The organism is Pseudomonas syringae group sp. 26L6, from assembly GCF_032587815.1.
GTDB classification, from domain to species: domain Bacteria; phylum Pseudomonadota; class Gammaproteobacteria; order Pseudomonadales; family Pseudomonadaceae; genus Aquipseudomonas; species Aquipseudomonas amygdali.
Genome location: NZ_JAWHPJ010000033.1, coordinates 78,322 through 102,725 on the forward strand (window position 1 = coordinate 78,322; position 24,404 = coordinate 102,725).

20 protein-coding genes are annotated in these 24,404 nt (G+C 59.2%); 13 read left to right on the plus strand and 7 right to left on the minus strand.

What is annotated here, in order from left to right; all coding sequences use genetic code 11:
• Nucleotides 1–56: 56 nt before the first annotated feature.
• Nucleotides 57–1,007: a sigma 54-interacting transcriptional regulator gene (locus RYA97_RS17015; RefSeq protein WP_005744770.1), complete on the plus strand. Its 951-nt coding sequence runs from the start codon at nt 57–59 to the stop codon at nt 1,005–1,007.
• A gap of 170 nt (nt 1,008–1,177) precedes the next feature.
• A complete protein-coding gene (locus RYA97_RS17020; RefSeq protein ID WP_016982740.1) occupies nt 1,178–1,960 on the plus strand; it encodes a MetQ/NlpA family ABC transporter substrate-binding protein in 783 nt (260 codons plus the stop codon).
• A gap of 299 nt (nt 1,961–2,259) precedes the next feature.
• Here the strand turns inward: RYA97_RS17020 and RYA97_RS17025 are convergent, their stop codons facing one another.
• The gene (locus RYA97_RS17025; RefSeq protein ID WP_044295684.1) at nt 2,260–3,522 is read right to left on the minus strand and encodes a lipase family protein; all 1,263 of its coding nucleotides are present in this window, start codon (nt 3,520–3,522) and stop codon (nt 2,260–2,262) included.
• A gap of 116 nt (nt 3,523–3,638) precedes the next feature.
• Between RYA97_RS17025 and RYA97_RS17030 the strand changes: the two genes are divergently transcribed.
• Nucleotides 3,639–4,865: an MFS transporter gene (locus RYA97_RS17030; protein WP_016982741.1), complete on the plus strand. Its 1,227-nt coding sequence runs from the start codon at nt 3,639–3,641 to the stop codon at nt 4,863–4,865.
• A 115-nt stretch (nt 4,866–4,980) separates the two neighbouring features.
• Here RYA97_RS17030 and RYA97_RS17035 read toward each other — a convergent pair whose 3' ends face one another.
• Nucleotides 4,981–8,079 carry an autotransporter domain-containing protein gene (locus tag RYA97_RS17035; protein WP_032638765.1) on the minus strand — a complete coding sequence of 1,033 codons (3,099 nt, stop codon included), beginning with the start codon at nt 8,077–8,079 and terminating at the stop codon, nt 4,981–4,983.
• A gap of 219 nt (nt 8,080–8,298) precedes the next feature.
• On the opposite strand from RYA97_RS17035, the gene RYA97_RS17040 reads away from it, so the two are divergent.
• The 10 genes from RYA97_RS17040 (at nt 8,299) to RYA97_RS17085 (ending at nt 20,490) form a co-directional block, all read left to right on the plus strand.
• A complete protein-coding gene (locus RYA97_RS17040) occupies nt 8,299–9,195 on the plus strand; it encodes a TauD/TfdA dioxygenase family protein (protein ID WP_016982743.1) in 897 nt (298 codons plus the stop codon).
• Between the two features lie 16 nt (nt 9,196–9,211).
• On the plus strand, nt 9,212–10,093 hold the full coding sequence (locus RYA97_RS17045; protein ID WP_016982744.1) for an ABC transporter ATP-binding protein: 882 nt from the start codon (nt 9,212–9,214) through the stop codon (nt 10,091–10,093).
• Between the two features lie 91 nt (nt 10,094–10,184).
• Complete coding sequence (locus tag RYA97_RS17050; protein WP_005778592.1) at nt 10,185–11,051, plus strand: ABC transporter permease; 867 nt, start codon at nt 10,185–10,187, stop codon at nt 11,049–11,051.
• A 38-nt stretch (nt 11,052–11,089) separates the two neighbouring features.
• Nucleotides 11,090–12,109, plus strand: coding sequence for an ABC transporter substrate-binding protein (locus RYA97_RS17055; RefSeq protein ID WP_005778594.1), 1,020 nt, complete (start codon nt 11,090–11,092; stop codon nt 12,107–12,109).
• 485 nt (nt 12,110–12,594) lie between these two features.
• A complete protein-coding gene (locus RYA97_RS17060; RefSeq protein WP_005747748.1) occupies nt 12,595–12,810 on the plus strand; it encodes a DUF6124 family protein in 216 nt (71 codons plus the stop codon).
• A gap of 111 nt (nt 12,811–12,921) precedes the next feature.
• Nucleotides 12,922–13,872, plus strand: a complete 951-nt coding sequence (locus RYA97_RS17065; protein WP_005744781.1) for an RHS repeat-associated core domain-containing protein — start codon at nt 12,922–12,924, stop codon at nt 13,870–13,872.
• Nucleotides 13,873–13,942: 70 nt separating this feature from the next.
• Nucleotides 13,943–14,965, plus strand: coding sequence for an RHS repeat-associated core domain-containing protein (locus RYA97_RS17070; RefSeq protein ID WP_016982746.1), 1,023 nt, complete (start codon nt 13,943–13,945; stop codon nt 14,963–14,965).
• 223 nt (nt 14,966–15,188) lie between these two features.
• Nucleotides 15,189–16,307: an efflux RND transporter periplasmic adaptor subunit gene (locus RYA97_RS17075; RefSeq protein WP_005743159.1), complete on the plus strand. Its 1,119-nt coding sequence runs from the start codon at nt 15,189–15,191 to the stop codon at nt 16,305–16,307.
• Nucleotides 16,304–17,392 carry an efflux RND transporter periplasmic adaptor subunit gene (locus RYA97_RS17080; protein WP_005778598.1) on the plus strand — a complete coding sequence of 363 codons (1,089 nt, stop codon included), beginning with the start codon at nt 16,304–16,306 and terminating at the stop codon, nt 17,390–17,392. The genes RYA97_RS17075 and RYA97_RS17080 overlap by 4 nt, the downstream gene beginning before the upstream one ends.
• Entirely contained in the window at nt 17,389–20,490 is a 3,102-nt protein-coding gene (locus RYA97_RS17085; RefSeq protein ID WP_010192502.1) for an efflux RND transporter permease subunit, read from the plus strand. Before RYA97_RS17080 ends, RYA97_RS17085 begins: the two co-directional genes overlap by 4 nt.
• Before the next feature lie 52 nt (nt 20,491–20,542).
• Here the strand turns inward: RYA97_RS17085 and RYA97_RS17090 are convergent, their stop codons facing one another.
• The 5 genes from RYA97_RS17090 to RYA97_RS17110 form a co-directional block, all read right to left on the minus strand.
• On the minus strand, nt 20,543–21,007 hold the full coding sequence (locus RYA97_RS17090) for a hypothetical protein (RefSeq protein ID WP_005778604.1): 465 nt from the start codon (nt 21,005–21,007) through the stop codon (nt 20,543–20,545).
• 130 nt (nt 21,008–21,137) lie between these two features.
• Nucleotides 21,138–21,764: a class I SAM-dependent methyltransferase gene (locus RYA97_RS17095; RefSeq protein ID WP_005743155.1), complete on the minus strand. Its 627-nt coding sequence runs from the start codon at nt 21,762–21,764 to the stop codon at nt 21,138–21,140.
• A gap of 56 nt (nt 21,765–21,820) precedes the next feature.
• Nucleotides 21,821–22,465 (minus strand): methionine ABC transporter permease, encoded by a 645-nt coding sequence (locus RYA97_RS17100; protein ID WP_002551596.1) that lies wholly within the window; start codon nt 22,463–22,465, stop codon nt 21,821–21,823.
• Nucleotides 22,455–23,585, minus strand: coding sequence for a methionine ABC transporter ATP-binding protein (locus RYA97_RS17105; RefSeq protein WP_057404581.1), 1,131 nt, complete (start codon nt 23,583–23,585; stop codon nt 22,455–22,457). Before RYA97_RS17105 ends, RYA97_RS17100 begins: the two co-directional genes overlap by 11 nt.
• On the minus strand, nt 23,582–24,370 hold the full coding sequence (locus RYA97_RS17110; RefSeq protein WP_004654148.1) for a MetQ/NlpA family ABC transporter substrate-binding protein: 789 nt from the start codon (nt 24,368–24,370) through the stop codon (nt 23,582–23,584). Before RYA97_RS17110 ends, RYA97_RS17105 begins: the two co-directional genes overlap by 4 nt.
• Nucleotides 24,371–24,404: the final 34 nt, after the last annotated feature.

Sequence of the window (24,404 nt, forward strand, 5' to 3'; positions counted from 1 at the left end):
CGGGTCCTGTCTTTTAAACGCTTGAGCCGTCGCAAGGGCTCAGGCGGGAGTGTGTCATGAGCCTTCACGAAAATTTCGGTCAGCCGCTGCTGACTTTCCCCGATGCAGAAAAAAGCCCGCTGAGCATTCGTGCCAAGGCGCTGGTATTCATCGACCCGCGCTCGCGCCGTTTACGAGAAGAAATGGAACAGCTGGCGCCTCGTTCGCTGCCGGTCTTGATCCGTGGCGAGTCCGGGACCGGCAAGGAATTACTGGCGCGGCATATTCATCGCGGCAGTGATCGCTCGGGCTTGTTCGTTTCAGTCAACTGCGGTGCCATCAGCCCGACTTACGCCGATGCGGAGTTGTTCGGTTATGCCGCCGGAGCGCACAGCGGTTCGGTCAGCAGTCGGGCCGGCTGGTTTGGCTCGGCCAACGGCGGCACTTTGTATCTGGATGAGATCGGCGACTTGCCGCTGCCCATTCAGGTCAAGCTGCTCGCCGCTCTGGAAAACCACGAAGTCACACGAGTGGGCGCGCACCAGCCGAGCCCGGTCGATGTGCGTCTGGTAGCCGCCACCAGTATCGATCTGGCACAGGCGGTGGCTGCCGGAAAATTTCACGAGCGGCTTTATCACTACCTGAGCGAGGGCCGTCTTGACCTGCCGGCGTTGCGCGAGCAACCGGGCAATATCCTGCCGCTGGCCGAATATTTTGTCGGTATCTACAGCCAGCGCCTCAGCCTGCCTGTGCAACTGATCAGCGAAGACGCGCAGCGCACGCTTGAAGCCCACAGCTGGCCCGGCAACACCCGTGAGCTGGAGAACGTCATTCACTTTGCCTTGCTGGTCAGCAGTGGCGACGAAATTCGGGCTGAAGATATCAATCTGCCGGATATTGCCGCGCCGCTGACGCTGATCGAGCGTCAGGCCAGGTTGTTGGTCAGCAGCGGGGATCGCGAGCAGCTTTGCGCGCTGCGGCGATTGCTCGAAACGGTGACATCGCAGCTTGAGCAGAACCCTGCGTGAAGGCTTGAGACAAAAAGATATAAGTACTCGATTAAAAAGTCTTTTATCGGAATATAAAATCTCGGTAATGTCAGCATGATGTCGCAGGGTTTGGATCGCGCGACGGCAAACCATTGAGTAATAAAGCGTCATTTTCTGATGACGCTCCCGGATTTCGCTAAGGACATTGCATGAAAAAGACGTTTCTGATGACCGCTCTGGCGGCTGTGTTCTCGATTGGCCTGGCTCACGCAGGCGAAAAACTGGTGGTCGGTGCAACGCCCGTGCCGCATGCGGAAATCCTGAAGCTGATCCAGCCGACCCTGGCCAAAGAAGGCGTGGACCTGGAAATCAAGGTCTTCACTGACTACGTGCAGCCAAACGTTCAATTGAGCGAAAAGCGTCTGGATGCCAACTATTTTCAAACCAAGCCTTATCTGGATGGCTTCAACAAGGGCAAAGGCACCAATCTGGTGACTGGCGTGGGCGTACACGTTGAACCGTTCGGCGGCTACTCCAGCAAGTACAAGAAACTGGCTGATCTGCCTGAAGGTGCAACCATCGCCATTCCAAATGAAGGCAGCAATGCAGGCCGCGCACTGCTGCTGTTGCAAAAAGGTGGCCTGATCACCCTGAAGGATCCGACCAACGCCCTGTCCACGCCGAAAGACATCGCGAGCAACCCGAAGAAATTCAAATTCCGCGAACTCGAATCGGCTGTACTGCCACGTGCGTTGAGCCAGGTTGACCTTGCGCTGATCAACACCAACTACGCGCTGGAAGCCAAGCTCAATCCGAAGAAAGACGCGCTGATCATCGAAGGTGCCGATTCGCCGTACGTGAACTTCCTCGTCACCCGCGAAGACAACGCTCACACCGACGCCATCGAAAAACTGTCGAAAGCGTTGACCAGCCAGGAAGTCAAAGACTTCATCAACAAGAAGTACGACGGCGCGGTACTGCCTGCGTTCTGACCCACTGAGTGTCTTGCGTAATCCAACTATCGTGCGACGCTCCGCGTCGCATGCCGTTCTGGAAGCTCCGCGTCCGGTCTTGAACAGGCGGCGCGGCGCAGACCTGTGACGCAGAGCGTCACGCAAGGCATTCCTGCGCTGGAGCGTGAGGAACGATAACATCACTATCGTGCGACGCTACGCGTCGCATGCCGTTCTGGACGCTTTGCGTCCTCTTTTGAGCATATGGCGCGGCGCAGACCTGTGACGCGGAGCGTCACGCAAGGCATTCCTGCGCTGGAGCGTGAGGAACGATCATCTCACTGTCGTGCGACGCTCTGCGTCGCCCCACAATTCCCCGCCATAAACTCCCCCGAAAACGCTTTCTCGACAAAACGTGTCGAGTCCGGCAGCGAGCCATTCACCGCTCCCGAGTGATCCAGCTGCGGGTAGTAATGCCACTCGATGCGGTCGCCGGCCTTACACGCGTCTTTCACCAGCGCGATCTGGCTGCGAACAGGTGAAATGACATCCTTGCCCCCCGTGCCGATAAAAACCGGAATGTCAGACTTCAACGTCGGGTAGTCCGATTGGCGATTGACCTGATCAAGCGCCTTATCGGGTGAGCGTTTGAAACTGTTGTTGAATGTCAGTCCATCCGCGACCACCTTGCGCTCGATGGCTTGCAGGCATTCACGCTGACTGGTTTCGAACGCGGGCTTCGCGCGGTCGCTCAGGTAGTCGGCAGGATGCAGCGACGGGTCGATCAGTGCGGCAGTGCTCAGTCGCAACAGGTTATAGGCCAGCGACGGCGTGACCTGATCGCGGAAGGTGTCCGGTCCGGCATGTTTCTCACGCGATTGAGCCATCGGATACGGCGTCCCGGTCGCGACTACACCGACAATGTTCAATTCGGGCGCATAAGTCTTCTGGTAGACGGCCGTTGCGAAAGCGGCACGGCCACCTTGCGACTGGCCAAACACAACGACCCGCGAAGACAGATTGAAGTCCGCTTTCTGAACCGCCCGAATGCTGTCGAGAACGCCATACGCCAGCGGACTGCTCAGCCCGAACGGGTGCAGCCCCGGCGTGCCCAAACCCTGGTAATCAGTAGCCACAATCGCATAGCCACGCCCGAGCCATTCATTCAGATAGCGCGTGTCGCGATCACTGCGCCCGGCAAAGGAAGGCGCACAGATGTCCGCGCTACCAACCGTGCCATGTGCCCACGCCATCAGCGGCCATCCGCCCTTTGGCGGCGTGCCCTTGGGCATGAACAAGGCTCCTGACACTGCGACTGGCTGGTTGTTGAGCCCGTCTGTTGAGGTGTACAGGATGCGAACATTCTGTCCGGCATTCTCAAGGCTTTGCGTAGCCGTCAGCGGTTCCGAGCGCAGCAGTTGGCCCGGTGTCGACGGCACTTTATCCGGCCATATGTAAAATGCGGGAACACCGCCTTCGCCCGGGTCTGACTGGGCAGCGGCGACAGTTTTCATGGAAGTGCCTGGCACTGCGCTGCAAGCTGCGAGCAGGACCATCAACAGGGTGGCCAGAACGGCCGAATACCTTGGCGATGAGTTCATCGGTATTTCTCCACAAGCTGACAGGAGAGCGCGCATCAGCATCGATGTATCAAGCCGATTATGACCTGAGCGATGATAACTGACGCACGCGCTGCCAGTGCTGAACGGAGTTCTTCATGCGCAAGGATTACCTCGCTTTCTTCATCTCGCTTTTCCTGTCCAGGCTGGCGGATCAGATCCTGTTGTTCATAGTGCCGCTGGTGGTGTTCCAGACCACTAACAGCGCTTCATGGGCCGGGCTGGCGTTTTTCGTCGAATCGTTACCGAGGTTTCTCGCGTTTCCGTTATGCGGCGCGCTGTGCGACAAGTATTCGCCTATCAGAATTCTGCATATCAGCCAGGTGTACCGGGCATTGCTCTGCGTGCTGGCGATGGTGCTCTACGCTATCTTTGGTGGCATTGGATGGCTCGTGGTGCTCTCGGCATTATGCGGGGTGCTGACCACGCAAGGCATCATGGCGCGCGAAGTGCTCATGCCGCGTATCTTTCAGCACTACAGCTACACCAAAACGTTGTCCTATTCCCAGATCGCCGACCAGTCAGGGCTGGTCCTCGGGCCGCTGGTGGCGGCACTGATGCTTGAAGTGTGGGCCTGGCACTGGGTAGTGCTCTGGATCGCCGGACTATTCCTCCTGGCAGACCTCTGCATGTTGGCGTGGCAACGTCTTGGCCGTTTTAAGCTGGAAGTGTTCAAGCAGCATCAAGACATCTGGCTGCAGCCCTTGCGGATTGCGTTCGGGCATATCCGTGGCCTCACCGAATTGAAAAAGATCATCACGCTGGCAGTAGGGGTCAACCTTATCGTCGGCGTCACGCTGGCGACCTCGGCAGCCATGGTCATCGGCGAGTACAGCGCAGGCAAGGATAACTACGCAGGGCTGCAGGCGGCGGGGGCAGTGACCACTATCGTGATCCTGTTCTTCCTGGCCCGTGTGGTGCTGCCTTTGCGGGTGCTGGGCGGTGTCGGGTATTCAATGATCGCGATCGGGGCATTTATCAGCGCCCTGAGCCCGAACCTGATGGGCTATGTATTGGGTTTTTTGTTGATCGTCGGCTTCGACAAGATGTTCAACGTCTACATGCGCACCCTCCGGCAGCGGGTGATACCGCCCCAGGACTTCGGCAAGACGGTGGGCGTGATCACGTTGCTCAACAACCTGTCGCAGCCTCTGGCAGGTTTGCTGGTGGCCCTGCTCGCAGCGCCTTTGGGCATTCGCCAGGTCATCCTGAGTTTGGCCGTGCTGACGAGCGTTATCGGAGCGGGTGCCCTGTGGTGGTTTGCAAAGGCACGCAGCCCATTCCCGACCTCGATTGTTGAGGCTGATCGAGAGGCCGGGAAATGAAAACGAGAGGGTTGGAGCTGGATGGAATTGAAGGTCAACGCAAGAGCGCTCAGACCCCCTGATAACTTCGGCAGGCTGCTCTCCGTCCCTACAGAGAGCAGCCGCCACTTCAGCCTTAAAACGCCAACGTCACCCGAGCATTCAGTGACTGATCCGAAGCATCGTTGCTCACCTGACCGTCGTAACTCAGGCCCACGCTCAGCGTATCGCTCAACCCCAGGTCGACACCTGCGCCGAGCACTGCGGCGCTGCGGGCGATCGGTGCGCCGGAGAGTTCGAAGGTGCTGCCGCCGCTGAAGGCCGATCGGCTTTCCGGGGTGACGTCGCCGTAGGCGCGACGCCAGCCCAGTGCGGCGTTGGGTTTGATCGTCACGCTGCCGGCGTTCAAGCGAGTGGCAGCGCGCAGGCCCAGGGTGCTGAAGGTGATGTGGTTGTCCTGGGATTTGTTCTGCAGGCTGATGGCGTTGCTGTTCTCGTCGAAGGCGTCGGTGTCGAGGCGTACGTGTGCGAGGTTGGCGAAGGGTTCGAGCAGCGCATTGCCCATTTCGATGGAGTAGCCCAGTTCGCCGAAGACCTGATTGGTCGCTGCTTTGTAGTCTTCCTTGAAGTGTTCGGACGAGCCCGGCAGGTCCAGCGTGCGCTTGGCGGTCAGTTCATGCCAGGTGCGTACCGCGCCGAGGCGCAGGCCCAGTTGGCCCCATTTCGCGCCGCCATAAACGCCCAGGTGGTAGTTGTCGCTGTCGGTGGAACCGGACGCATGGCGCAGGTCGAAGCTGCTGTTGCTGAAGCCTGCCAGCGCGCCTATGCGCCAAGTGTTGTCGAGCGGTACGTCGGCGCCGAACAGCAGGCCGCTGGTGCGGGTTTCGAGGCCCGAGGCATCACGGCTGCTGTCGGTCTGGCCGGTTGCGCCGATGGCTTGAGTCCACACCACGCCACGCGAGGCATCGCCGGCGAGGGTTTGTGTGGTGCTGCCGAATGACTGTGCGGATTGCGCTTGTTGCATGCGATCGTTCATGGCGTTGCGCACCAGACGGCTGTCTTCGATCAGCGCAGATTGAGTCGATGCGTGCAGCTCGTTGGACAACGCCTTGAAGGTCGCCTGTGCGGTTGCTGCGTCGTCCTGCACCACCTGTCGCCACAGTGCATTGCCTGCCCCCGCGCTGTCGAGCCCCTGAGCGACGGCGCTGGCATTGCGCGTGGTCGCCAGGCTGGCGAAGGTTTGTGCATTGCGATCCAGCGTTAGACCGACGTCTGTCGCGGTGTAGTTCAGCGTCGGGGTAAGGAACGCGAAGTTTGTTTGCACGGCGGCAAATGCACCGCTGACGCCACCGGCTGCCGAGATAATCGAGTAACGGCTTGCCGCTACCCAGTTGCCGCCTTCAACCAATGACAGTGTGCTGTTATTGAGGGTCGCACGGCCGCTGGCGACGATGCGGTCGGCATTGCCATTGGCGTCCGACTCCACTTGGTAAACCGAGCCCTGAGCCAGATTGACGTCACCGTTGACGTTCAACTGGCCCACCGAATTACCCGGTGCAACCACACCGCCCTGAGCGACGTTGATGCCGCCGACGGTGCCGTTGCCACCCAGCGTCGCGCCTTGCTGCACGCTGACGATGGAGTTGCCGAGGTTGCCATTCACTGCCAGGCGACCAGCCTGCACGGTGGTCGCGCCGGACAGGCTGCTGTTGCCGGTCAGGTTCAGTGAACCGACGCCGCGTTTGATCAACGCGCCGTTGCCGGCCAGGGTGTTGGCGAGGGTGTCGTTGGTGGACTGATCGAGCACCAGCGTTGCGTTGTCGGTGATCGTTCCGCTGCCGAAGGCCTGAGCATGGCCAGTCAGGGTGCCGCCGTTGATCACGGTGCCGCCCGAGTAGGTGTTGTTGCCTGTCAGTATCAGGTTGCCGGTGCCGTTTTTGATCAGTGCGCCACTGCCGCTGATGTCGTTGCGCCAGGCGTCGATGGCGTTATAGCCGCCGAGGCTGGCGTTCATGTTGACGGTGACGTTGGAATTGAACGCGCCGTAGCCATCGCCTGCGGCATACAGGTTCAAGCGACCGTAGCCACCCGACTGGTCGATTACCGCGTAGCCCGAAGATATTTCAGTGGTCCCCAGAACCTCGCGGCGTTGGCTGGCGTCCAGGTACGGAAAGCGGGTTTCCAGCAGCACTTCAGCGTTGGTCGGCACGACCGGCGCGAGATTGGTCGGGCCGACCGGGTCGAAGCCGTAGGTCATGCGCGAGGTATACAGCGCTTTGTCCTGGGCATGCTGGGAAGTGCGGTCAGTGGCCGGGTCAATGCTCGCTATGCAGTTGTTGATGTTGCCACCGCATTGCGCCGTGAAGTAAGTCAGTGCCTGGGCGCGGGCGTCGGCGCGCAACTGTGCGTTGGCTGAATTGGACAGGTTGTCGATGGCGAAATAGGTCGCGGTGATTCGCCCGCCCATCACGTCGAAGGGCGAGTGCATGCCCGCTTCGATGCGGTTGTCGCCGATCTCCGAGGCACGCAGCATCAACTCGCTGAACCGCTCTGGGATTGCGTAGGCCAAGGCGTAGGCAGACAGGTAGGCGGCGTTGGTATGGCCGCTGGGGAACCCCGAGTCACTGGCCGGCGTGGTGCTTTCGGCCGGGCGCAAAGACGGCGCGACGACGAATGCCAGGTTTTGTCCGTCGAGGCTCTGCCGCCATGGCCGTGGATACAGATAGTGGGACTTGGCCGGGGTCGTGGAGGCGTCATTGCGCACGGCGCCGACCAGATCGACCACTTTGCCCAGCGCTGAAGACGAACTGCCTGCGCCATTGCCCTTGTCGTCGTACTTGACGGTTTTGTTGCTGTCGTCAAATTGCGTGATGGTAGTGAAGGCCCCCGCGCCTGCTTTATAGGCATCACTCAATGAGCCCAGACCGCTGATGGCGCTGTAGCTCTGATCGCGACGGTCATCGAAGTAAGCGGCGGTTTCCTGGGCAAGCGTGCGCGAGTTGGCACGGTCAACGACAATTTGCAGGTTGCGTCGGAGCAGGCTCTGCCCCAGCGCAGTCGGTGTGCCAGTATCCCAGGTCGCGCCGGTCGTCCACAGCGTGTTGAACCCGGAAAGCAGATCGACCCCGTTGATCCGGTTGTCATTTGCACGGCTCGCTGCCTGTACCGATACCGCAAGCAGTGAAAGTATCAACGACGACATCATTACGTGGGCAACCGGTTTATTACATCGCATGGCGAGCGCCTGTACTCAATCTGGATAAGGCGCCGACCCTAGCAAGGCGTTCTTACACTTGGATGTATCTGCCGTGACACATTTATGTGGGCGAGTGCGCTCAAAAAATCCTCAGGAAGCATTCAGAACTATCGATATTCCTCAACGGTATTTAAATTCTCTTTCTTATATCTATACAGTTCCGCCTTTCAGTCACACTGTTCTGGAGTCGGAGTTCTCATGCCAGCAGCCTCCCTCGCTTCATCGTCCGCTCAATCTGCTTCGCAATCGTTCGACGTGCGTCCATTCACCGGAAAGGTGGGCGCGGAAATCGTCGGGCTGGATCTGTCCAGGCCGTTGAATGACGCGGATTTCGCGCGAGTGCATCAGGCGCATCTGGATCACCACGTCGTGGTGTTCCGCGATCAGCAGATCACGCCACAGCAGCAAGTCGATTTCAGCCGTCGTTTTGGTGTGTTGCAGATCCATGTGCTCAAGCAGTTTCTGCTGGCCAACCATCCGGAAATCCTGATCGTCTCCAACATTGTCGAGAACGAGAAGCCTGTGGGGCTGGGCGATGCCGGTAAATACTGGCATTCGGACCTGTCTTACAAAGAGCTGCCAAGCCTGGGTTCGATGCTTTACGCACAAGAGTTGCCGAGCGAAGGTGGCGACACGCTGTTCGCCGACATGCATCAGGCGTGGGACACCTTGCCGCAACACCTGCGTGATGCCGTCGAAGGGCGCTCGGCGGTTCACAGCTACACTGCGCGCTACGCCGAGGGCCATAACGCCGCCAACTGGCGTCCGACCCTGACCGCCGAGCAACTGGCCCAAGTGGTCGAAGTCAGCCACCCGATTGTTCGCACGCATCCTGAAACAGGCCGCAAGGCGTTGTTTGTCAGCGAGGGTTTCACCACCCGGATTCTTGACCTGCCGGAAGACGAGAGCCGCCAGATTCTCAACGAGATTTACGCCCACAGCGTGAAGCCCGAGCATATTTACCGGCACCAATGGCAAGCCAACGACATGGTGTTCTGGGACAACCGTTCCCTGATTCACCTGGCTGCCGGCTGCCCGGCCCATCTGCGACGCAAACTGTATCGCACGACCATTCAAGGCACCGCGCCATTTTGATTCAGGAGAGCCGTTCATGAATGCTGTCGCGCAAGGCCACACGGCCAGCACGAGCGCCCAACCGCAACCGACTGTTCAGCACACCACTGAAGCCTTGTTGCAAGTTCGCGGTGTAAGCCTTGAATACCGCACGCCAGAGCGCGTGGTCCGGGCGACGCATCAGGTCAGTTTCGAGGTCGACCCGGCCGATCGTTTTGTGCTGCTCGGCCCATCCGGTTGCGGCAAGTCCACATTGCTCAAAGCCGTAGCCGGGTTCATCCGGCCCAGCGAGGGCGAGATTCGTCTGGCAGGTCATCAGGTCACCGAACCTGGCCCGGACCGCATCGTGGTGTTTCAGGAATTCGACCAGTTACCGCCGTGGAAAACCGTGATCGAGAACGTCATGTTTCCGCTGCTGGCGTCACGCACCCTGAAGCGTCCCGAGGCGCTGGAGCGCGCTCGTTATTACCTGGAAAAAGTCGGCCTCAGCGCGTTTGCCGAAGCCTATCCGCATACCTTGTCCGGAGGCATGAAAGCCCGCGTGGCGATTGCCCGCGCCCTGGCCATGCAGCCGAAAATTCTCCTGATGGACGAGCCGTTCGCCGCGCTCGATGCACTGACCCGGCGCAAGATGCAGGAAGAACTGCTGGAGCTGTGGGACGAGGTGCGTTTCACGCTGCTGTTCGTTACCCATTCTATTGAAGAAGCGCTGGTGGTGGGCAACCGCATCCTGCTGTTGTCACCGCATCCGGGCCGTGTGCGAGCGGAAATCAACAGCCATCAATACGACCTGAAAAGCCTCGGCGGCGTTGGTTTCCAGCAAACCGCGCAGCGTATTCATCGTTTGTTGTTCGATGAGGGCGAGGCCGGGCCAGTGGAGCAGGATCTGAATTTTCAGGACATCCGGATTGCTTACTAGACGACTGCCTTGATCGTTCCCACGCTCTGCGTGGTAATGCCTTTCAGGACGCTCCGCGTCCTATCTACACGATTACCGGGAAACCCGAACCATGAGCCTCGCACCTCCCGCTCGCGAAGAATATGAAGTCACGCTGGAGCCTTTCACTCAGGAAGACCTGGCCCGCGATCTACCGCTGGCACAGCGCATCTGGCAACTGGGCTGGGTGCGCAAATGCGTCATCATGATCGCTCTGGCGGTGATCTGGGAACTGGCTGCACGTTTGCAGAACAACGACCTGCTGTTGCCGAGCTTTCTGCAAACGGCGGCCGCCTTTTATGACGGGCTGATCTCCGGCGAGCTTCCAGGCAAGGTGTGGATTTCCCTGACCGTACTGATTCAGGGCTACCTGATCGGCATCGTGCTGGCGTTCGCCCTGACCACCCTGGCAGTGTCCACCCAACTGGGCCGCGACCTGCTTGGCACGTTGACTGCGATGTTCAATCCGCTGCCGGCCATTGCCCTGTTGCCGCTGGCGCTGCTGTGGTTCGGGCTGGGCCAGAACAGCCTGATCTTCGTGCTGGTGCATTCGGTACTGTGGGCGCTGGCGCTCAATACCTACGCAGGTTTTCTCGGCGTTTCGGAAACCCAGCGTATGGCCGGGCGCAACTATGGCCTTAAGGGCTTGCGCTTTGTCTGGCACATCCTGATTCCCGCTGCGCTGCCGTCGATCCTTGCCGGCTTGAAAATCGGCTGGGCTTTCGCCTGGCGCACGCTGATCGCCGCCGAGCTGGTGTTTGGTGCGTCGTCCGGCAAGGGCGGGTTGGGCTGGTACATCTTCCAGAATCGTAACGAGCTGTATACCGACAAGGTTTTTGCAGGTCTGGCGGCAGTCATTCTCATCGGCCTGCTGGTCGAGAACCTGCTGTTCGCCAATATCGAGCGCCTGACCGTCAAGCGCTGGGGCATGCAGCGTTGAAGCACCGTCTTTTTTTGAATAATCAGGGTGGGAACCACATGACAACAACATTTCATCGTCCGGCGCTGACTGTATTGGCGGGGACACTTGGCCTGTTCGGTGCCCTGCTCAGCAGCGGCGTGCAGGCGGAAGGCAAGATCAGCATTGCTCAGCAATTCGGTATCGGCTACCTGATCCTCGACGTGGTGCGCGATCAGAAACTGATCGAGAAACATGGCAAGGAACAGGGGCTGGACATCAAGGTCGACTGGAACAGCATCTCCGGTGCCACGGCGATGAACGAAGCGCTGCTGGCCGGTGCGCTGGACGTGGTGTCGGCAGGTGTGCCACCGATGCTGACCGTCTGGGATCGCACCAAGGGCAAGCAGAACGTCAAGGCCATTGCTTCGCTGGGTTCCATGCCCAACTACCTGCTGACCAACAATCCCAACGTGAAAACCATCAAGGACTTCACCGACAAGGACCGCATCGCTGTACCGGCTGCCGGTGTGGGCTTTCAGTCGCGTACTTTGCAGATCGAGACCGCCAAGGTATTCGGTAACGACAACTACAAGAAATTCGACAACATCTCGGTGAGCCTGGCGCACCCGGATGCCACCGCAGCGCTGCTGGCGGGCGGCTCGGAAATCAACTCGCACTTCTCCAGCCCGCCGTTCCAGTACCAGGCGCTGGAAAACCCCAACGTCCACAAAGTGCTCAGTTCCTATGACGTGCTGGGCGGTCAGGCGACGTTCAACGTGCTCTACACCACCGAAAAATTCCACGACGAGAACCCCAAGACCTACAAGGCGTTCTACGACGCGCTGGCCGAAGCCGAGAAGATCATCAAGGCCGACAAGCCCGCTGCCGCGCAGACCTACATCCGTGTCGAGCAATCGAAACTGCCGTTGCCGCTGGTAGAGAAAATCGTCGCTGACCCGGAAATCGACTTCACCGTCACCCCGCAGCGCACCTTCATCTACGCCGAAAAACTGCATGAACTGGGCGTACTTAAAAACAAGGCGGCGAGCTGGAAGGACTACTTCTTCGAAGAGGCGCACGGCACCGAGGGCAGTTGATCGACGCGTTTTGAAGATGACGCGGAGCGTCATGAACGGCATTCCCACGCGGAGCGTGAGGAACGATAGAAGATCTCCCGGGCGCCTATCGTTCCTCACGCTCCAGCGTGGGAATGCCGTTCTGGACGCTCTGCGTCCTCTTCTGAACAAATCAGGTTACTTCCGCTCACGAAAAACCTGTCCTGCGGGACATTTCTTTCAGTCTTTTCTCTTTCCTGCGTATGACCTTTCCTAGAAAATCCCGGGCCCTTGTGCCTGCCAACTCTGCGCACTAGGCTGCGTCGGTCGCTGATTTTTCAGCGATCGGGTTTAGCAGCCTGTCCAGAGACACGCAGCGCAATTACCGTTTTATGGCGGCTTTGCGTGGGGCACTTTCGAGTGCGCCGGGTCTGTGTTCTCTACCGGTCTGCTAACCCGCGTCAAAGTCGCCACCTTGTTTGTTTAGCAGCGAACATCTGATGGCCCTACTTGCAGAGGCACGCATGATGATCAACTCAACCCCGTCTCCACCGCTCCCCAACTCTCTTGAAGATTCCCTGATACAGGTCAGCGAAATACTGCGCTGTGCCTCTGCCACCGCTTCTGAAACCGGTGACAACCTCGAGGGCCTGAAACGTGATCTTGCGTTCTCGGTGGTGCATCTGATCAACATGGCCAAGGCCGAGCTGGAGCGCTCGCTGGAATGTGTTCAGAGCCACTGACAGCCCCTGACGCAACCTAGCAGTTCTACGAGTAGCCGCTGCGGTCCCCGCAATGCATTGTGTGCCTGAAGAGGCCTGCCTCGCCGATCAAGACCACTCCGGTTACTCACCATGCGCCAGCAAACTACCCTGTGCCGTTACCGCTACGACGCGCTTGACCGGCTTGCGGCTCGCACGCCTGTGGCAGGGACCATTGCCCGTTCGTTCTATCAGTCCGACACCCTGGTCAGCGAGATTCAGGGGGCAGAACACGTTCGGTTCCTGCATCGCGACCGTCAGTTGCTGGCCACGCAGTCAGCGCTCGCTACGCTGTTGATCGGCTCGGACCAACAGCACAGCGTGCTCCACACCGTATCGGCCGGCTTGTCTGACCCTATCGCCTACACCCCCTACGGGCATCGGCAAGCGTTGAGCCAGCTGCCAGGCTTCAACGATGAGCGACCCGACCCATTGACCGGTCATTATCTGTTGGGCAATGGTTATCGCGCCTACAACCCCGTTCTGATGCGCTTCAACAGCCCGGACAGCCTGAGCCCGTTTGGCAAGGGCGGTATGAATGCCTATGCGTACTGCGCGGGTGATCCGGTTAATCGGTCTGATCCGACCGGGCATAAGATAGATGAGAGTCAGATACTTTCATTTGTGTGGATAGGGCTCGGTTTGTTCGGTGCTTACCTGGGTGTAAAAGCGGCTGTTCCTGCGATAAAGGCTGTCGCCAAGGGCAATGCTCCGCTATCAACGAAACTGACAGCTTCCTCGGCACTCGGCCAGATCGCAGCGAGCACCGTGTTTACCGTAAGCCGTGTAATCAACGCGGTCGACCCTGACGGCCCTGCCAAGGATGTTTTGCTCGCGACTGCAATAGGCATGGTGATTCCAGTGCTGGCCGTTCGGACATTCAACCCGCGCATCAAGCGTTGGGAGGATGCAGGGGCAGATATAAAACTGCTCAATGATAGGCGTTCAAGTTTAAAAAGTGAGTTCGCTGATACCGCTAGCGCCATTCGAGAAACACGCCCTTGGGGCGATCCGGCAGACGAATTGAGTCGCATGATGTACTGATACGTTTATCTGTACATGATTTCTCCAGCCTGATTCACCTGAACGCTTACTCCATCATCAAGGATCGATTATGGCTCTCCTCTGCACGTACACCTACGACCCGCTGGACCGTGTCTCCACATTGAACCCGCTGGCTCAGGTCCTCTCCAGTCGGTTCTATAACGGCAAGCAACTGATGACCGAGTTACTGGGCGACAGGCAACGAACCTGTATCCGCGCAGGCGGCCAGTTACTGGCGCAGCAGAGTCGCGAGGGCGAAGAGGTCGTGACGACGATGGTCGCCAGTGACCTGCACAACAGCGTTCTGCACGCGAGCGAAGACGGGAGGCAGGTTGATATCGCGTATACGCCGTTCGGGCATCGTCAAGCCGAGCAGACAGTCGCAGCACTACCCGGTTTCAACGGCGAGCAGCCTGACCTGGTAACCGGCCATTACCTGCTCGGCAATGGCTATCGCGCCTACAACCCGGTGCTGATGCGCTTTAACAGCCCGGACAGTTTTAGCCCGTTTGGTGACGGTGGGTTGAATGCGTATGCGTATGGGCTAAACAATCCGATCAAATACATAGACCCGACCGGGCATTTTTCGTCTTTCTTAAGTGGGGTTTTGGCGGCTGGGTTATTGCTCACTGGAGGTGGGTCAATTTATGTGTCTACGCACGTAAAAGAATCGAATCCAACGCTCAGTGGGGTGCTTATGGGCGTGGGCAGTGTGTTAGCTGTTGCGGGCGTTGGTTTTGCTCTGAGTTCAATTGTAAAGAAGGCTGCTGGAGTGGGGCGTTCAACCTCCAGGCTGGAGAGTTTCGGGCTTGCTAGAAAGAACCAGCGTCCGGCAGGCAGAAATTCGCTAATATTTCCAAATCAACGCCCTCCGCAATCCAGTGCTGATTTACCGGCCGCATCCTTTGCATTACCACGACCACGGCTATTACCATCAAGCGTCGCGCCGGCACGGTCGGCTACTATTCGCAGAACGGGCTATCCTAAATACCGAAATATAAGAAGGCCTGTTTTTCAAAAGTATTTTTATGAAGTAGATAGAATGCCAACTATACCTGAACAACCCTCGCATTCAATCCGTGGGGGGGCATGAATCGGTGGTTTGATATATACACTATGTTCAAGTTCGGCAGAGACATTCAAGACAGTGTCTCTGCAGGAGTTTGAACTGACCACATTCAAAAGAAAGCTGCTGCGGGCCTCTCCCGCGCAACCTCTGCCCAGTTAATGAACCCTCCCTCTCGCGCACAGTCGCATAGTCACGCTATTCTCTCGCCCTATCGCGCCCACATCCGGCAGCCGCACAAGGAGTCTGCATGCCCGTTCTTCCTTCTAGACTGGTTACATTCGGTCTCGCTGCTGCCTTGGCGATGTTAACGGGGTGTGGCGAGGAAAAACCGGCGGCGCCCGAACTGCCCAGGGTTTATGTGCAAACGGTAAAAAGTGCCGACTTCGCCGCCAGTGTCGCCCTGACCGGTGATGTTCAGGCGCGGGTGCAGACCCGGCTTTCATTCCGGGTCAATGGCAAGATCATTCAGCGTAATGTCGATGTGGGCGACCGGGTCACTGCCCGGCAGGTGCTGGCCCGGCTTGATCCGAAGGATTTGCAGATCAATGTCGATTCGGCCGCAGCCTCTGTGGCCGCCGAGCAGGCCCGCGTGAATCAGGCCCGCGCCGCTTTTGTCCGGCAACAAAAGCTGTTGCCCAAAGGCTATACCAGCCGTAGTGAATATGACTCGGCCCAGGCCGCCTTGCGCGGCAGCGAAAGCTCGTTGAAGGCTGCGCAAGCGCAACTGGCCAATGCCCGTGAGCAATTGGGGTATACCGCACTGGTCGCGGATGCGCCGGGTGTGATCACCGCGCGTCAGGCTGAAGTCGGGCAGGTGGTGCAGGCCACGATGCCGATTTTCGATCTGGCACGCGACGGTGATCGGGATGCGGTGTTCAATGTCTACGAGTCCCTGTTCGTTCAGCCGCCGACCAATCAGCCTGTGCAGGTCACGCTGCTCGACAACCCGGACATCAAGGTCAGCGGCAAAGTACGCGAAGTGACCCCGGCAGTCTCGGCGCAAACCGGCACTTTACAGGTCAAGATCGCGCTCGATCCGCTGCCTGAAGGCATGGACCTGGGCTCGGTAGTCAGCGTGGCGCTGAGCGCACCGGCCAATGCCAGTGTCGAGCTGCCTTGGGCGGCGCTGACCAAGGACCTTGGCGAGCAGTTGGGCAAGCCTGCCGTGTGGGTGGTGGACGAGCAGGGCAAAGTCAATTTGCGCAGGGTCACCGTTACTCGTTATCTGACTGCCAAAGTCATCATCGGCGACGGGCTTAAAAGTGGAGAGAAAGTCGTGGTGGCAGGCGGACAGTTGTTACACCCGGACATGCAGGTCGAGATTGCCGAACAGCCCAAACAGCAGAACGCGCAGGTGCAGCCATGAAGCGTTTGTCGTCATGCCTGTTGCTGGGTAGCCTTCTGTCCAGTGGCTTTCTGTTGAGTGGCTGCGGCAAGGACGAGGCCCCTCCGGAGCCGGTGCGTCCTGTCGTGTTCGTCGAAGCCAGGCCTGAGTCAAATCAGGATTTCGGGCGTTTTGCCGGCAATATTCAGGCGCGTTATCAGAGCGTGTTGGGTTTTCGTGTGGCGGGACGTATTGCCCGGCGCAACGTCGACGTAGGCGCTGAAGTGAAGAAAGGCGATTTGCTCGCCACCCTTGATCCGACCGATCAGCAGAATACAGTGCGTGCCCGGCAGGGCGACCTGGCCAATGTGCAGGCGCAGTTGATCAACGCTCAGGCCAATGCTCGCCGCCAGCAGGAACTGTTTGATCGCGGTGTGGGTGCCCAGGCGCAACTGGACATCGCCCTGACCGATCTGAAGACCGCCAGCTCGTCGCAGGAACAGGCCAAAGCCGCTGCACAACAGGCCCGCGATCAATTGAGCTACAGCGAGCTGCGCAGTGATCACGATGCTGTGGTCACCGAATGGAAAGTTGAAGCCGGTCAGGTTGTTACGGCCGGGCAGGAAGTCGTGACCCTGGCGCGGCCGGACATCAAGGAAGCGGTGATCGACCTCCCTGACACACTGGCCGACCAGCTGCCGTCCGACGTGGTATTCACCGTCGCCAGTCAGTTGAATCCGGAAGTGAACACCACCGCCACCATTCGTGAAATCGAACCTCAGGCCGACCGTACCACACGTACCCGCCGTGCACGTCTGACGCTGGCGCATACGCCAGCGGCCTTCCGGCTGGGCACGGCCATCAGCGTGACGCTCAGCTCGACCATCACGCCGCGCATGCGTTTGCCGATCAATGCCTTGCAGCAGGCCGATGGCAAAAGCCAGATATGGATCGTCGACCCGCAAAACCAGACGGTCAACCCGAGGGCTGTGAACATTATCAGCCGTGACAGCAACAGTTTCGTGCTGGCCGACGGCGTCAAGGCAGGTGAAAAAGTGGTAAGCGCGGGCGTCAACAGCCTCAAGCCGGGCCAGAAAGTCAAAGTCGATGAGGAAAGCCCGCGATGAAAGGGAATTTCAATTTATCCGAGTGGGCCATCAAGCATCAGTCGTTCGTCTGGTACCTGATGTTTGTCGCGCTGCTGATGGGCGTGTTTTCCTACATGAAGCTTGGGCGCGAGGAAGATCCGTCCTTCACCATCAAGACCATGATTATCCAGACCCGCTGGCCGGGCGCGACGGTGGATGAGACCCTCAAGCAGGTCACCGACCGCATCGAGAAGAAGCTCGAAGAACTGGACTCGCTGGACTACGTGAAGAGCTATACCCGACCGGGCGAATCCACGGTCTTCGTGTACCTGCGTGACACCACCAGCGCCAAGGCGATACCGGAAATCTGGTATCAGGTGCGCAAGAAGGTCGATGACATCCGTGGCCAGTTCCCGCAGGGCCTGCAAGGCCCGTCGTTCAACGACGAGTTCGGCGATGTATACGGCTCGATCTATGCGTTTACCGCAGACGGTTTCTCGATGCGTCAGTTGCGTGACTACGTCGAGAAGGTCCGCGCCGACATCCGCGACGTGCCCGGGCTGGGCAAGGTCGAGATGATCGGTCAGCAGGACGAAGTGGTGTACCTGAACTTCTCGACACGCAAGCTCGCAGCATTGGGCATCGACCAGAGCCAGGTGGTGCAAAGCCTACAATCGCAGAACGCGGTGACGCCTGCCGGGGTGATAGAAGCCGGGCCGGAGCGGATCTCGGTGCGTACATCCGGCCAGTTCGCGTCCGAGAAGGATCTGGCTGCAGTCAATCTGCGCATCAATGACCGTTTTTATCGTCTGAGCGACATTGCTGACATAACCCGAGGCTACACCGATCCGCCCAAGCCGCTGTTCCGCTTCGATGGCAAACCGGCGATCGGCCTGGCCATCGCGATGCAGAAGGGCGGCAACATCCAGTCCTTCGGCAAGGCGCTGCACGAACGTATGGACGCTACCACAGCGGAGCTGCCAGTCGGCATTGGCGTGCACAAGGTGTCGGATCAGGCCGAGGTGGTGAACAAGGCTGTGGGCGGCTTCACCAGCGCGTTGTTCGAGGCAGTGATTATCGTGCTGTTGGTCAGCTTCGTCAGCCTCGGGTTTCGCGCAGGGTTGGTGGTCGCGTGTTCGATTCCGCTGGTGTTGGCGATGGTGTTCGTGTTCATGGAATACAGCGGCATCACCATGCAACGGATTTCCCTCGGCGCGCTGATCATCGCCCTCGGCCTGCTGGTGGACGACGCCATGATTACCGTAGAAATGATGGTCACACGGCTGGAAATGGGGGAATCGAAGGAGCAGGCCGCGACTTACGCCTATACCTCGACAGCGTTCCCGATGCTCACCGGTACGCTGGTGACCGTGGCCGGCTTTGTGCCGATCGGCCTGAACAACAGCTCTGCGGGGGAATACACATTCACGCTGTTTGCCGTGATTGCCGTGGCGATGCTGGTGTCGTGGCTGGTCGCCGTTCTGTTCGCACCGGTGATCGGCGTGCACATTCTGAGCGCCAACATCAAACCGAAATCCGAAGAGCCGGGCCGCATCGGCCGGGCATTCAACGGCAGCATGCTCTGGGCCATGCGCCATCGCTGGCTGGCGATTGCCATCACGGTAGGGTTGTTCGCCGCGTCGCTGTTCTCCATGCAGTTCGTGCAGAACCAGTTCTTCCCGTCTTCGGACCGCCCGGAAATTCTGGTCGACCTGAACCTGCCGCAGAACGCCTCAATCAACGAAACGCGCAAGGTGGTGGATCGTTTTGAAGCGAGCCTCAAGGACGATCCGGACATCGAGCGCTGGAGCACCTACATCGGCCAGGGCGCGTTGCGTTTTTACCTGCCACTCGATCAGCAACTGGAAAACCCGTTCTACGCCCAGCTGGTGATTGTCAGCAAAGGCCTGGAGGAGCGGAGCGCGTTGACTGCCCGTCTGCAAAAACGCTTGCGTGATGACTTCGTCGGCATCGGTTCTTATGTGCAGGCGCTGGAGATGGGCCCTCCGGTGGGTCGTCCGTTACAGTATCGCGTCAGCGGCGAGAACATCGACAAGGTGCGCCAGCACGCCATCGAGCTGGCCAAACTGCTCGATCACAACTCGCATGTGGGCGAAGTGATCTACGACTGGAACGAGCCGGGCAAGGTGCTGCGCATCGATATCAATCAGGACAAGGCCCGGCAGTTGGGCCTGTCGTCGGAAGACGTCGCCAAGCTGATGAACAGCGTGGTCAGCGGTTCAACCGTGACCCAGGTGCGTGATGATATCTATCTGATCAATGTGATCGGACGTGCTGAAGACGCAGAACGCGGCACGCCGGAAACCCTGCAGAACCTGCAAATCGTGACCCAGACTGGAACATCCATTCCGCTGCTGGCGTTCGCCACCGTTGGTTACGAGCTGGAGCAGCCGTTGGTCTGGCGCCGCGATCGCATGCCGACCATCACCGTCAAGGGCGCGGTACGGGACGCGATTCAGCCAACCGATCTGGTCAAACAGCTGCAACCTGAAATCGACAAGTTCGCCGCTGGCCTGCCGGTCGGCTACAAGGTTGCAACGGGCGGCACGGTCGAAGAAAGCAGCAAGGCGCAGGGGCCGATTGCCAGCGTTGCTCCCCTGATGCTGTTCCTCATGGCGACGTTCCTGATGATTCAGTTGCACAGCATTCAGAAGATGTTTCTGGTGGCCAGTGTCGCGCCTCTGGGGCTAATCGGTGTGGTGCTGGCGCTGATCCCGACGGGGACGCCACTGGGGTTCGTGGCGATTCTCGGGGTGCTGGCGCTGATCGGCATCATCATCCGCAACTCGGTGATTCTGGTGACCCAGATCGATGCCTATGAGCGCAGTGGGTATCTGCCTTGGGACGCTGTGGTCGAAGCCACCGAGCATCGCCGTCGTCCGATTTTGCTGACCGCGGCCGCGGCGAGCCTGGGCATGATCCCCATTGCGCGGGAAGTGTTCTGGGGCCCGATGGCCTACGCCATGATCGGTGGCATCATCATCGCCACGTTGCTGACCCTGCTATTCCTGCCTGCGTTGTACGTGGCCTGGTACCGCATCAAGGAACCAACCGACGAACAGCGTCGCGAAGCGGCGGACAAGGATGACGATGAGCAGGTACGGCTTGCGCATTGAGTAATATGTGTTCTGCCACCTTTGAAAGGTGGCAGAGTCGCTGGTGCGGTAATTAGTCGGACAAAGTCAGGCTAAGGTTGGCGAACCGCACTGGGCCGAACGGCGAGGCCTTTGTCAGGCCTGAAGGCGAAAAGCTGGAGGTCTCCGCCGGGGCAGATATATTCAAGAAGCATTTCTTGAGCTGCACCTGGAAATCGAAGTCGCCAGAATAATGCACCCATTCCTGAGTTGCGAAGTTTACGACCTGCGTCAGATTAATCTCATCCTTAATGTTGTAGCCACCCACGACCACGACGAAGAACACCTCGTCTACATCCTCTGCGTTAAGAACATCGAACTCGAGATGCAGACGCTGGGCGGGCAGTTCAATAATAGACTGGCTTACGGTCACGCCCGTATTCAGCTTGATGCTTTGACCTTCGCCTTTTGGCTTGAAGTCTGGCTCAAAGCCCACTGGGGCTGTCCAGTGAGTAAGATTGTCGCTGAAATCGCCATTTTCCAGATATTCGTTCGCCATGATCAGTTCCTTTGATCGATTCGGATGGATGCAAGCCGCCTGTTTAAGTGGCTGAATCTATCCTAAGACGCACAGGTTGCTGAGCGATACTGTCAGAAGTACCAGCACGCGAACTGCACAGCGCCGCACATCACTGCCGCCGCCAGACACTCGCCAACCAAGGCTGCTGCTCTCTCGGCAACCCGGCGGGGCGGTAGTAGTGTTCCAGCTCGCTAAACCCGGCTTCGGTCAGCAGTTCGCGCCATGTTTCGAGGTCGTGGTACGCGCCGTAACGCTCGCCGTTCCAGCCTTCCTGATTCTCACCACGCGGGTTGGAGCTGAACAGCACGCCGCCCGGTTTGAGTGTGGCATACAGTTCGCGCAGCACGCGTGGCAGTTCCTGTCTAGGGATGTGGAACAGCACTGCGTTGGCGAAGAGGCCATCGAAGCGGCCTTGCGGCAGGTCGAGTTCGAGGAAGTTCTGCTGTAGCACTTCGCAACCGGTCTCGGCGCGTGCCATTTCGGCGAAACGTTCTGAGCCGTCTAGCCCGACCGCCACATGGCCCATCGCTGTGAACGTCTTCAAATCACGCCCCGGCCCGCAGCCGAAGTCGAGAATCTGCCACGGTGCCGGGCCTTCGATATGCCGCAACAGGGCATCGATATTCTGGCTGACGTCGTGGTCGCGTGTGCCTTCGCGAAATTCGTCGGCCACGCTGTTGTAATGGCTGACGGTGGTCGAGGTAATCTGCGCAAGCGTCTGAGGGTCGAGTTTCATCAGGGGCGGTCCGGTAAAGGAAGACCGCCAATATACCCTCGCTGCGTTGCGGCTGCTCAGCGCCTGTCGAAGCTGCGCGCCAGCCGGTCACCGCCCAGTTGCACCAGCGCTACGACCGCCACCAGCAAGACGATCACGGTCAGCATCACCTGCGTATCGAAGCGCTGATAGCCGTAGCGATAGGCAATGTCGCCCAGCCCGCCTGCGCCGATGGCACCGGCCATGGCTGATGAGTTGATCATCGTCACCAGCGTGATGGTAAAGCCGCCGACGATGCCGGGGCGCGCTTCTGGCAGCAATACGTGCCAGATGATGTGCCAGCGCCGACAGCCCATCGCTTGCGCCGCTTCGACCAGGCCGTGATCGACCTCGCGCAGGCTCACTTCGGCGATCCGTGCAAAGAACGGCGTGGCAGCAATGGTCAGCGGCACAACGGCTGCCCAGACACCATACGTGGTGCCGACGATCATCCGCGTGAACGGGATCAGCGCGACCATCAGAATCAGGAAGGGAATAGAGCGAAACAGGTTCACGAAGGCACCCAGCACGCGGTTGATCCCCGGTGCCTCATAGATGCCGCCTTTGGAACTGGTGACCAGAATCACCGCCAGCGGGATGCCCAGCAGCAGTGCGATCAATGACGACACACCGACCATCAGAAACGTGTCGAGGGTGCCTTGCAGCAAACGATCAACCCACATAACCCAATACCTCCGCGCGTGGCGCCAGTTGACGGGCGCGTGCCAGCAACTCGTCGCGTGTATGCACTGAGCCGGCGACCGACAGAATCAAGTGGCCGATGGCCCGCTCCTGAATGCGCTCGACCCCGCCCTGCAGCAATTGCACCTTGCCGCCCAGCGCGGCAAACAGCGCGGCCAGATCAGGCCCCTGGTCACTGGCACCGGTAAAATGCACATCCAGTAACAGGGCTGCATCAGGCCGTTGCGGCTGATCGCTCAGACGCTCGGCCCACTCCTTCGGCAGCCCGGTTTGCAGCGGTGCCAGCAGGGTTTTGCTGACGTCGTGCTGCGGGTCGCCAAACACTTGCCAGACCGGCCCTTGCTCGACTATCCGGCCTTGCTCCAGCACCACAACGCGGTGGCAGATATCACGAATAACCGCCATTTCATGAGTGATCAGCACGATGGTCAGGCCCAGGCGCTGATTGATTTCGCGCAACAGGCCCAAGATCGACTGAGTGGTTTCCGGGTCCAGTGCTGAAGTGGCTTCGTCGCACAACAGGATTGCGGGATCATGCACCAGTGCGCGGGCAATGCCGACGCGCTGTTTCTGCCCGCCGGACAGTTGCGCGGGGTATGCGTTGTGTTTGTCCTGCAAACCCACCAGTTCCAGCAACTGCGCGACCTTGCGCGCGCGTTGCTCCCTGGGCACGCCTGCGACCTTGAGCGGCAGCTCGACGTTCTGCCAGACGGTCTTGGCCGACATCAGGTTGAAGTGCTGGAAGATCATGCCGATGCGTCGGCGCAGCTCCACCAGTTTGTCTTCGTCGAACTCGCCGATGTCCACCTGATCGATCAGCACCCGGCCGCTGCTGGGTTGTTCGAGGCGATTGATGGTGCGGATCAGCGAGGACTTGCCTGCGCCGCTGCGTCCGATGATGCCGAAGATCTCGCCGCGCTGGACAGCCAGGTCGATATTGCCCAGCGCTTCAACGGGGCCTTGCTTGCCGTGATAGGTCTTGCCCAGGTTGATGAACCGTACATGGGCGCGATTCAGCTCCGGGTGCAGCTCGGCCTGTTGCGCCAGTATGCTTGCGCTCGGGGTGTCGAGTGGCAGTTGGCGTTGCGCGGTTGCGGTCATTCTTTCCATCCCGCCTGGTAAAGCTTGCCGTTGACCTTGTCGAGCGAAGCGCGGACGACGGGCGAGTGCTGGTAGATATCGACGAATTTCGCCAGACGCGGGTCGTCCTTGTGGTCAGGTTTGATCACGAACTGAATGACGTATTCCGGGTGGTCCAGGCCATCGAACAGGATGGCCGAGTCGGCGGGAAAGGTTTTGGCCAGACGGATATAGGCAGGGTAGCCCTGCACCAGATCGGCGTCATCGTAGGCGCGCACCAGCTGCACGGCTTCAACCTGAATGATCTTGAGCTTTTTCGGGTTGGCGGTGATGTCTTCCTCGGTCGCCTTGTAGCCGACGCCTTGCTTGAGCGTGATCAGCCCGGCCTTGGCCAGCAGTTGCAGGCCGCGTCCACTGTTGATCGGGTCATTGGCGATGGCCACGGTTGCACCAGTCGGCAGCTCATCGAAGCTTTTGTACTTTTTCGAGTACAGACCCACGTTGTTGATGATTCCTGGCGCGTAGGGCACCAGGCCGAAACCGGCGGCTTCATTGGCGTTGGTCAGGAAAGGGATGTGCTGGAAGTAGTTCACGTCGATATCGCCTGCGGCGAGGGTGACGTTGGGGGCGATCCAGTCGGTGAATTCGACCAGCTCGACTTTCAGGCCCTGCTTGCCAGCTTCTTCGACAGCGGCTTCAAGCGGTATGGCGAAGGCTGCCGTGGTGCCGACTTTCAAGGGCTTGTCGTCAGCGTAAGCGGTCAGGGTCAACAGCCCGAGGGCCAGTGCAGCGAGGGTTTTGCTCATGGTGCGGTCCTTTAATAAAGTCTTGTTCCTACGC

Excerpts from the sequence above, each read along its gene's own strand:
- RYA97_RS17015 (WP_005744770.1), top strand. The coding sequence starts at position 57 with ATGAGCCTTCACGAAAATTTCGGTCAGCCGCTGCTGACTTTCCCCGAT.
- RYA97_RS17020 (WP_016982740.1), top strand. The coding sequence starts at position 1,178 with ATGAAAAAGACGTTTCTGATGACCGCTCTGGCGGCTGTGTTCTCGATT.
- RYA97_RS17025 (WP_044295684.1), bottom strand. The coding sequence starts at position 3,522 with ATGAACTCATCGCCAAGGTATTCGGCCGTTCTGGCCACCCTGTTGATG.
- RYA97_RS17030 (WP_016982741.1), top strand. The coding sequence starts at position 3,639 with ATGCGCAAGGATTACCTCGCTTTCTTCATCTCGCTTTTCCTGTCCAGG.
- RYA97_RS17035 (WP_032638765.1), bottom strand. The coding sequence starts at position 8,079 with ATGCGATGTAATAAACCGGTTGCCCACGTAATGATGTCGTCGTTGATA.
- RYA97_RS17040 (WP_016982743.1), top strand. The coding sequence starts at position 8,299 with ATGCCAGCAGCCTCCCTCGCTTCATCGTCCGCTCAATCTGCTTCGCAA.
- RYA97_RS17045 (WP_016982744.1), top strand. The coding sequence starts at position 9,212 with ATGAATGCTGTCGCGCAAGGCCACACGGCCAGCACGAGCGCCCAACCG.
- RYA97_RS17050 (WP_005778592.1), top strand. The coding sequence starts at position 10,185 with ATGAGCCTCGCACCTCCCGCTCGCGAAGAATATGAAGTCACGCTGGAG.
- RYA97_RS17055 (WP_005778594.1), top strand. The coding sequence starts at position 11,090 with ATGACAACAACATTTCATCGTCCGGCGCTGACTGTATTGGCGGGGACA.
- RYA97_RS17060 (WP_005747748.1), top strand. The coding sequence starts at position 12,595 with ATGATCAACTCAACCCCGTCTCCACCGCTCCCCAACTCTCTTGAAGAT.
- RYA97_RS17065 (WP_005744781.1), top strand. The coding sequence starts at position 12,922 with ATGCGCCAGCAAACTACCCTGTGCCGTTACCGCTACGACGCGCTTGAC.
- RYA97_RS17070 (WP_016982746.1), top strand. The coding sequence starts at position 13,943 with ATGGCTCTCCTCTGCACGTACACCTACGACCCGCTGGACCGTGTCTCC.
- RYA97_RS17075 (WP_005743159.1), top strand. The coding sequence starts at position 15,189 with ATGCCCGTTCTTCCTTCTAGACTGGTTACATTCGGTCTCGCTGCTGCC.
- RYA97_RS17080 (WP_005778598.1), top strand. The coding sequence starts at position 16,304 with ATGAAGCGTTTGTCGTCATGCCTGTTGCTGGGTAGCCTTCTGTCCAGT.
- RYA97_RS17085 (WP_010192502.1), top strand. The coding sequence starts at position 17,389 with ATGAAAGGGAATTTCAATTTATCCGAGTGGGCCATCAAGCATCAGTCG.
- RYA97_RS17090 (WP_005778604.1), bottom strand. The coding sequence starts at position 21,007 with ATGGCGAACGAATATCTGGAAAATGGCGATTTCAGCGACAATCTTACT.
- RYA97_RS17095 (WP_005743155.1), bottom strand. The coding sequence starts at position 21,764 with ATGAAACTCGACCCTCAGACGCTTGCGCAGATTACCTCGACCACCGTC.
- RYA97_RS17100 (WP_002551596.1), bottom strand. The coding sequence starts at position 22,465 with ATGTGGGTTGATCGTTTGCTGCAAGGCACCCTCGACACGTTTCTGATG.
- RYA97_RS17105 (WP_057404581.1), bottom strand. The coding sequence starts at position 23,585 with ATGACCGCAACCGCGCAACGCCAACTGCCACTCGACACCCCGAGCGCA.
- RYA97_RS17110 (WP_004654148.1), bottom strand. The coding sequence starts at position 24,370 with ATGAGCAAAACCCTCGCTGCACTGGCCCTCGGGCTGTTGACCCTGACC.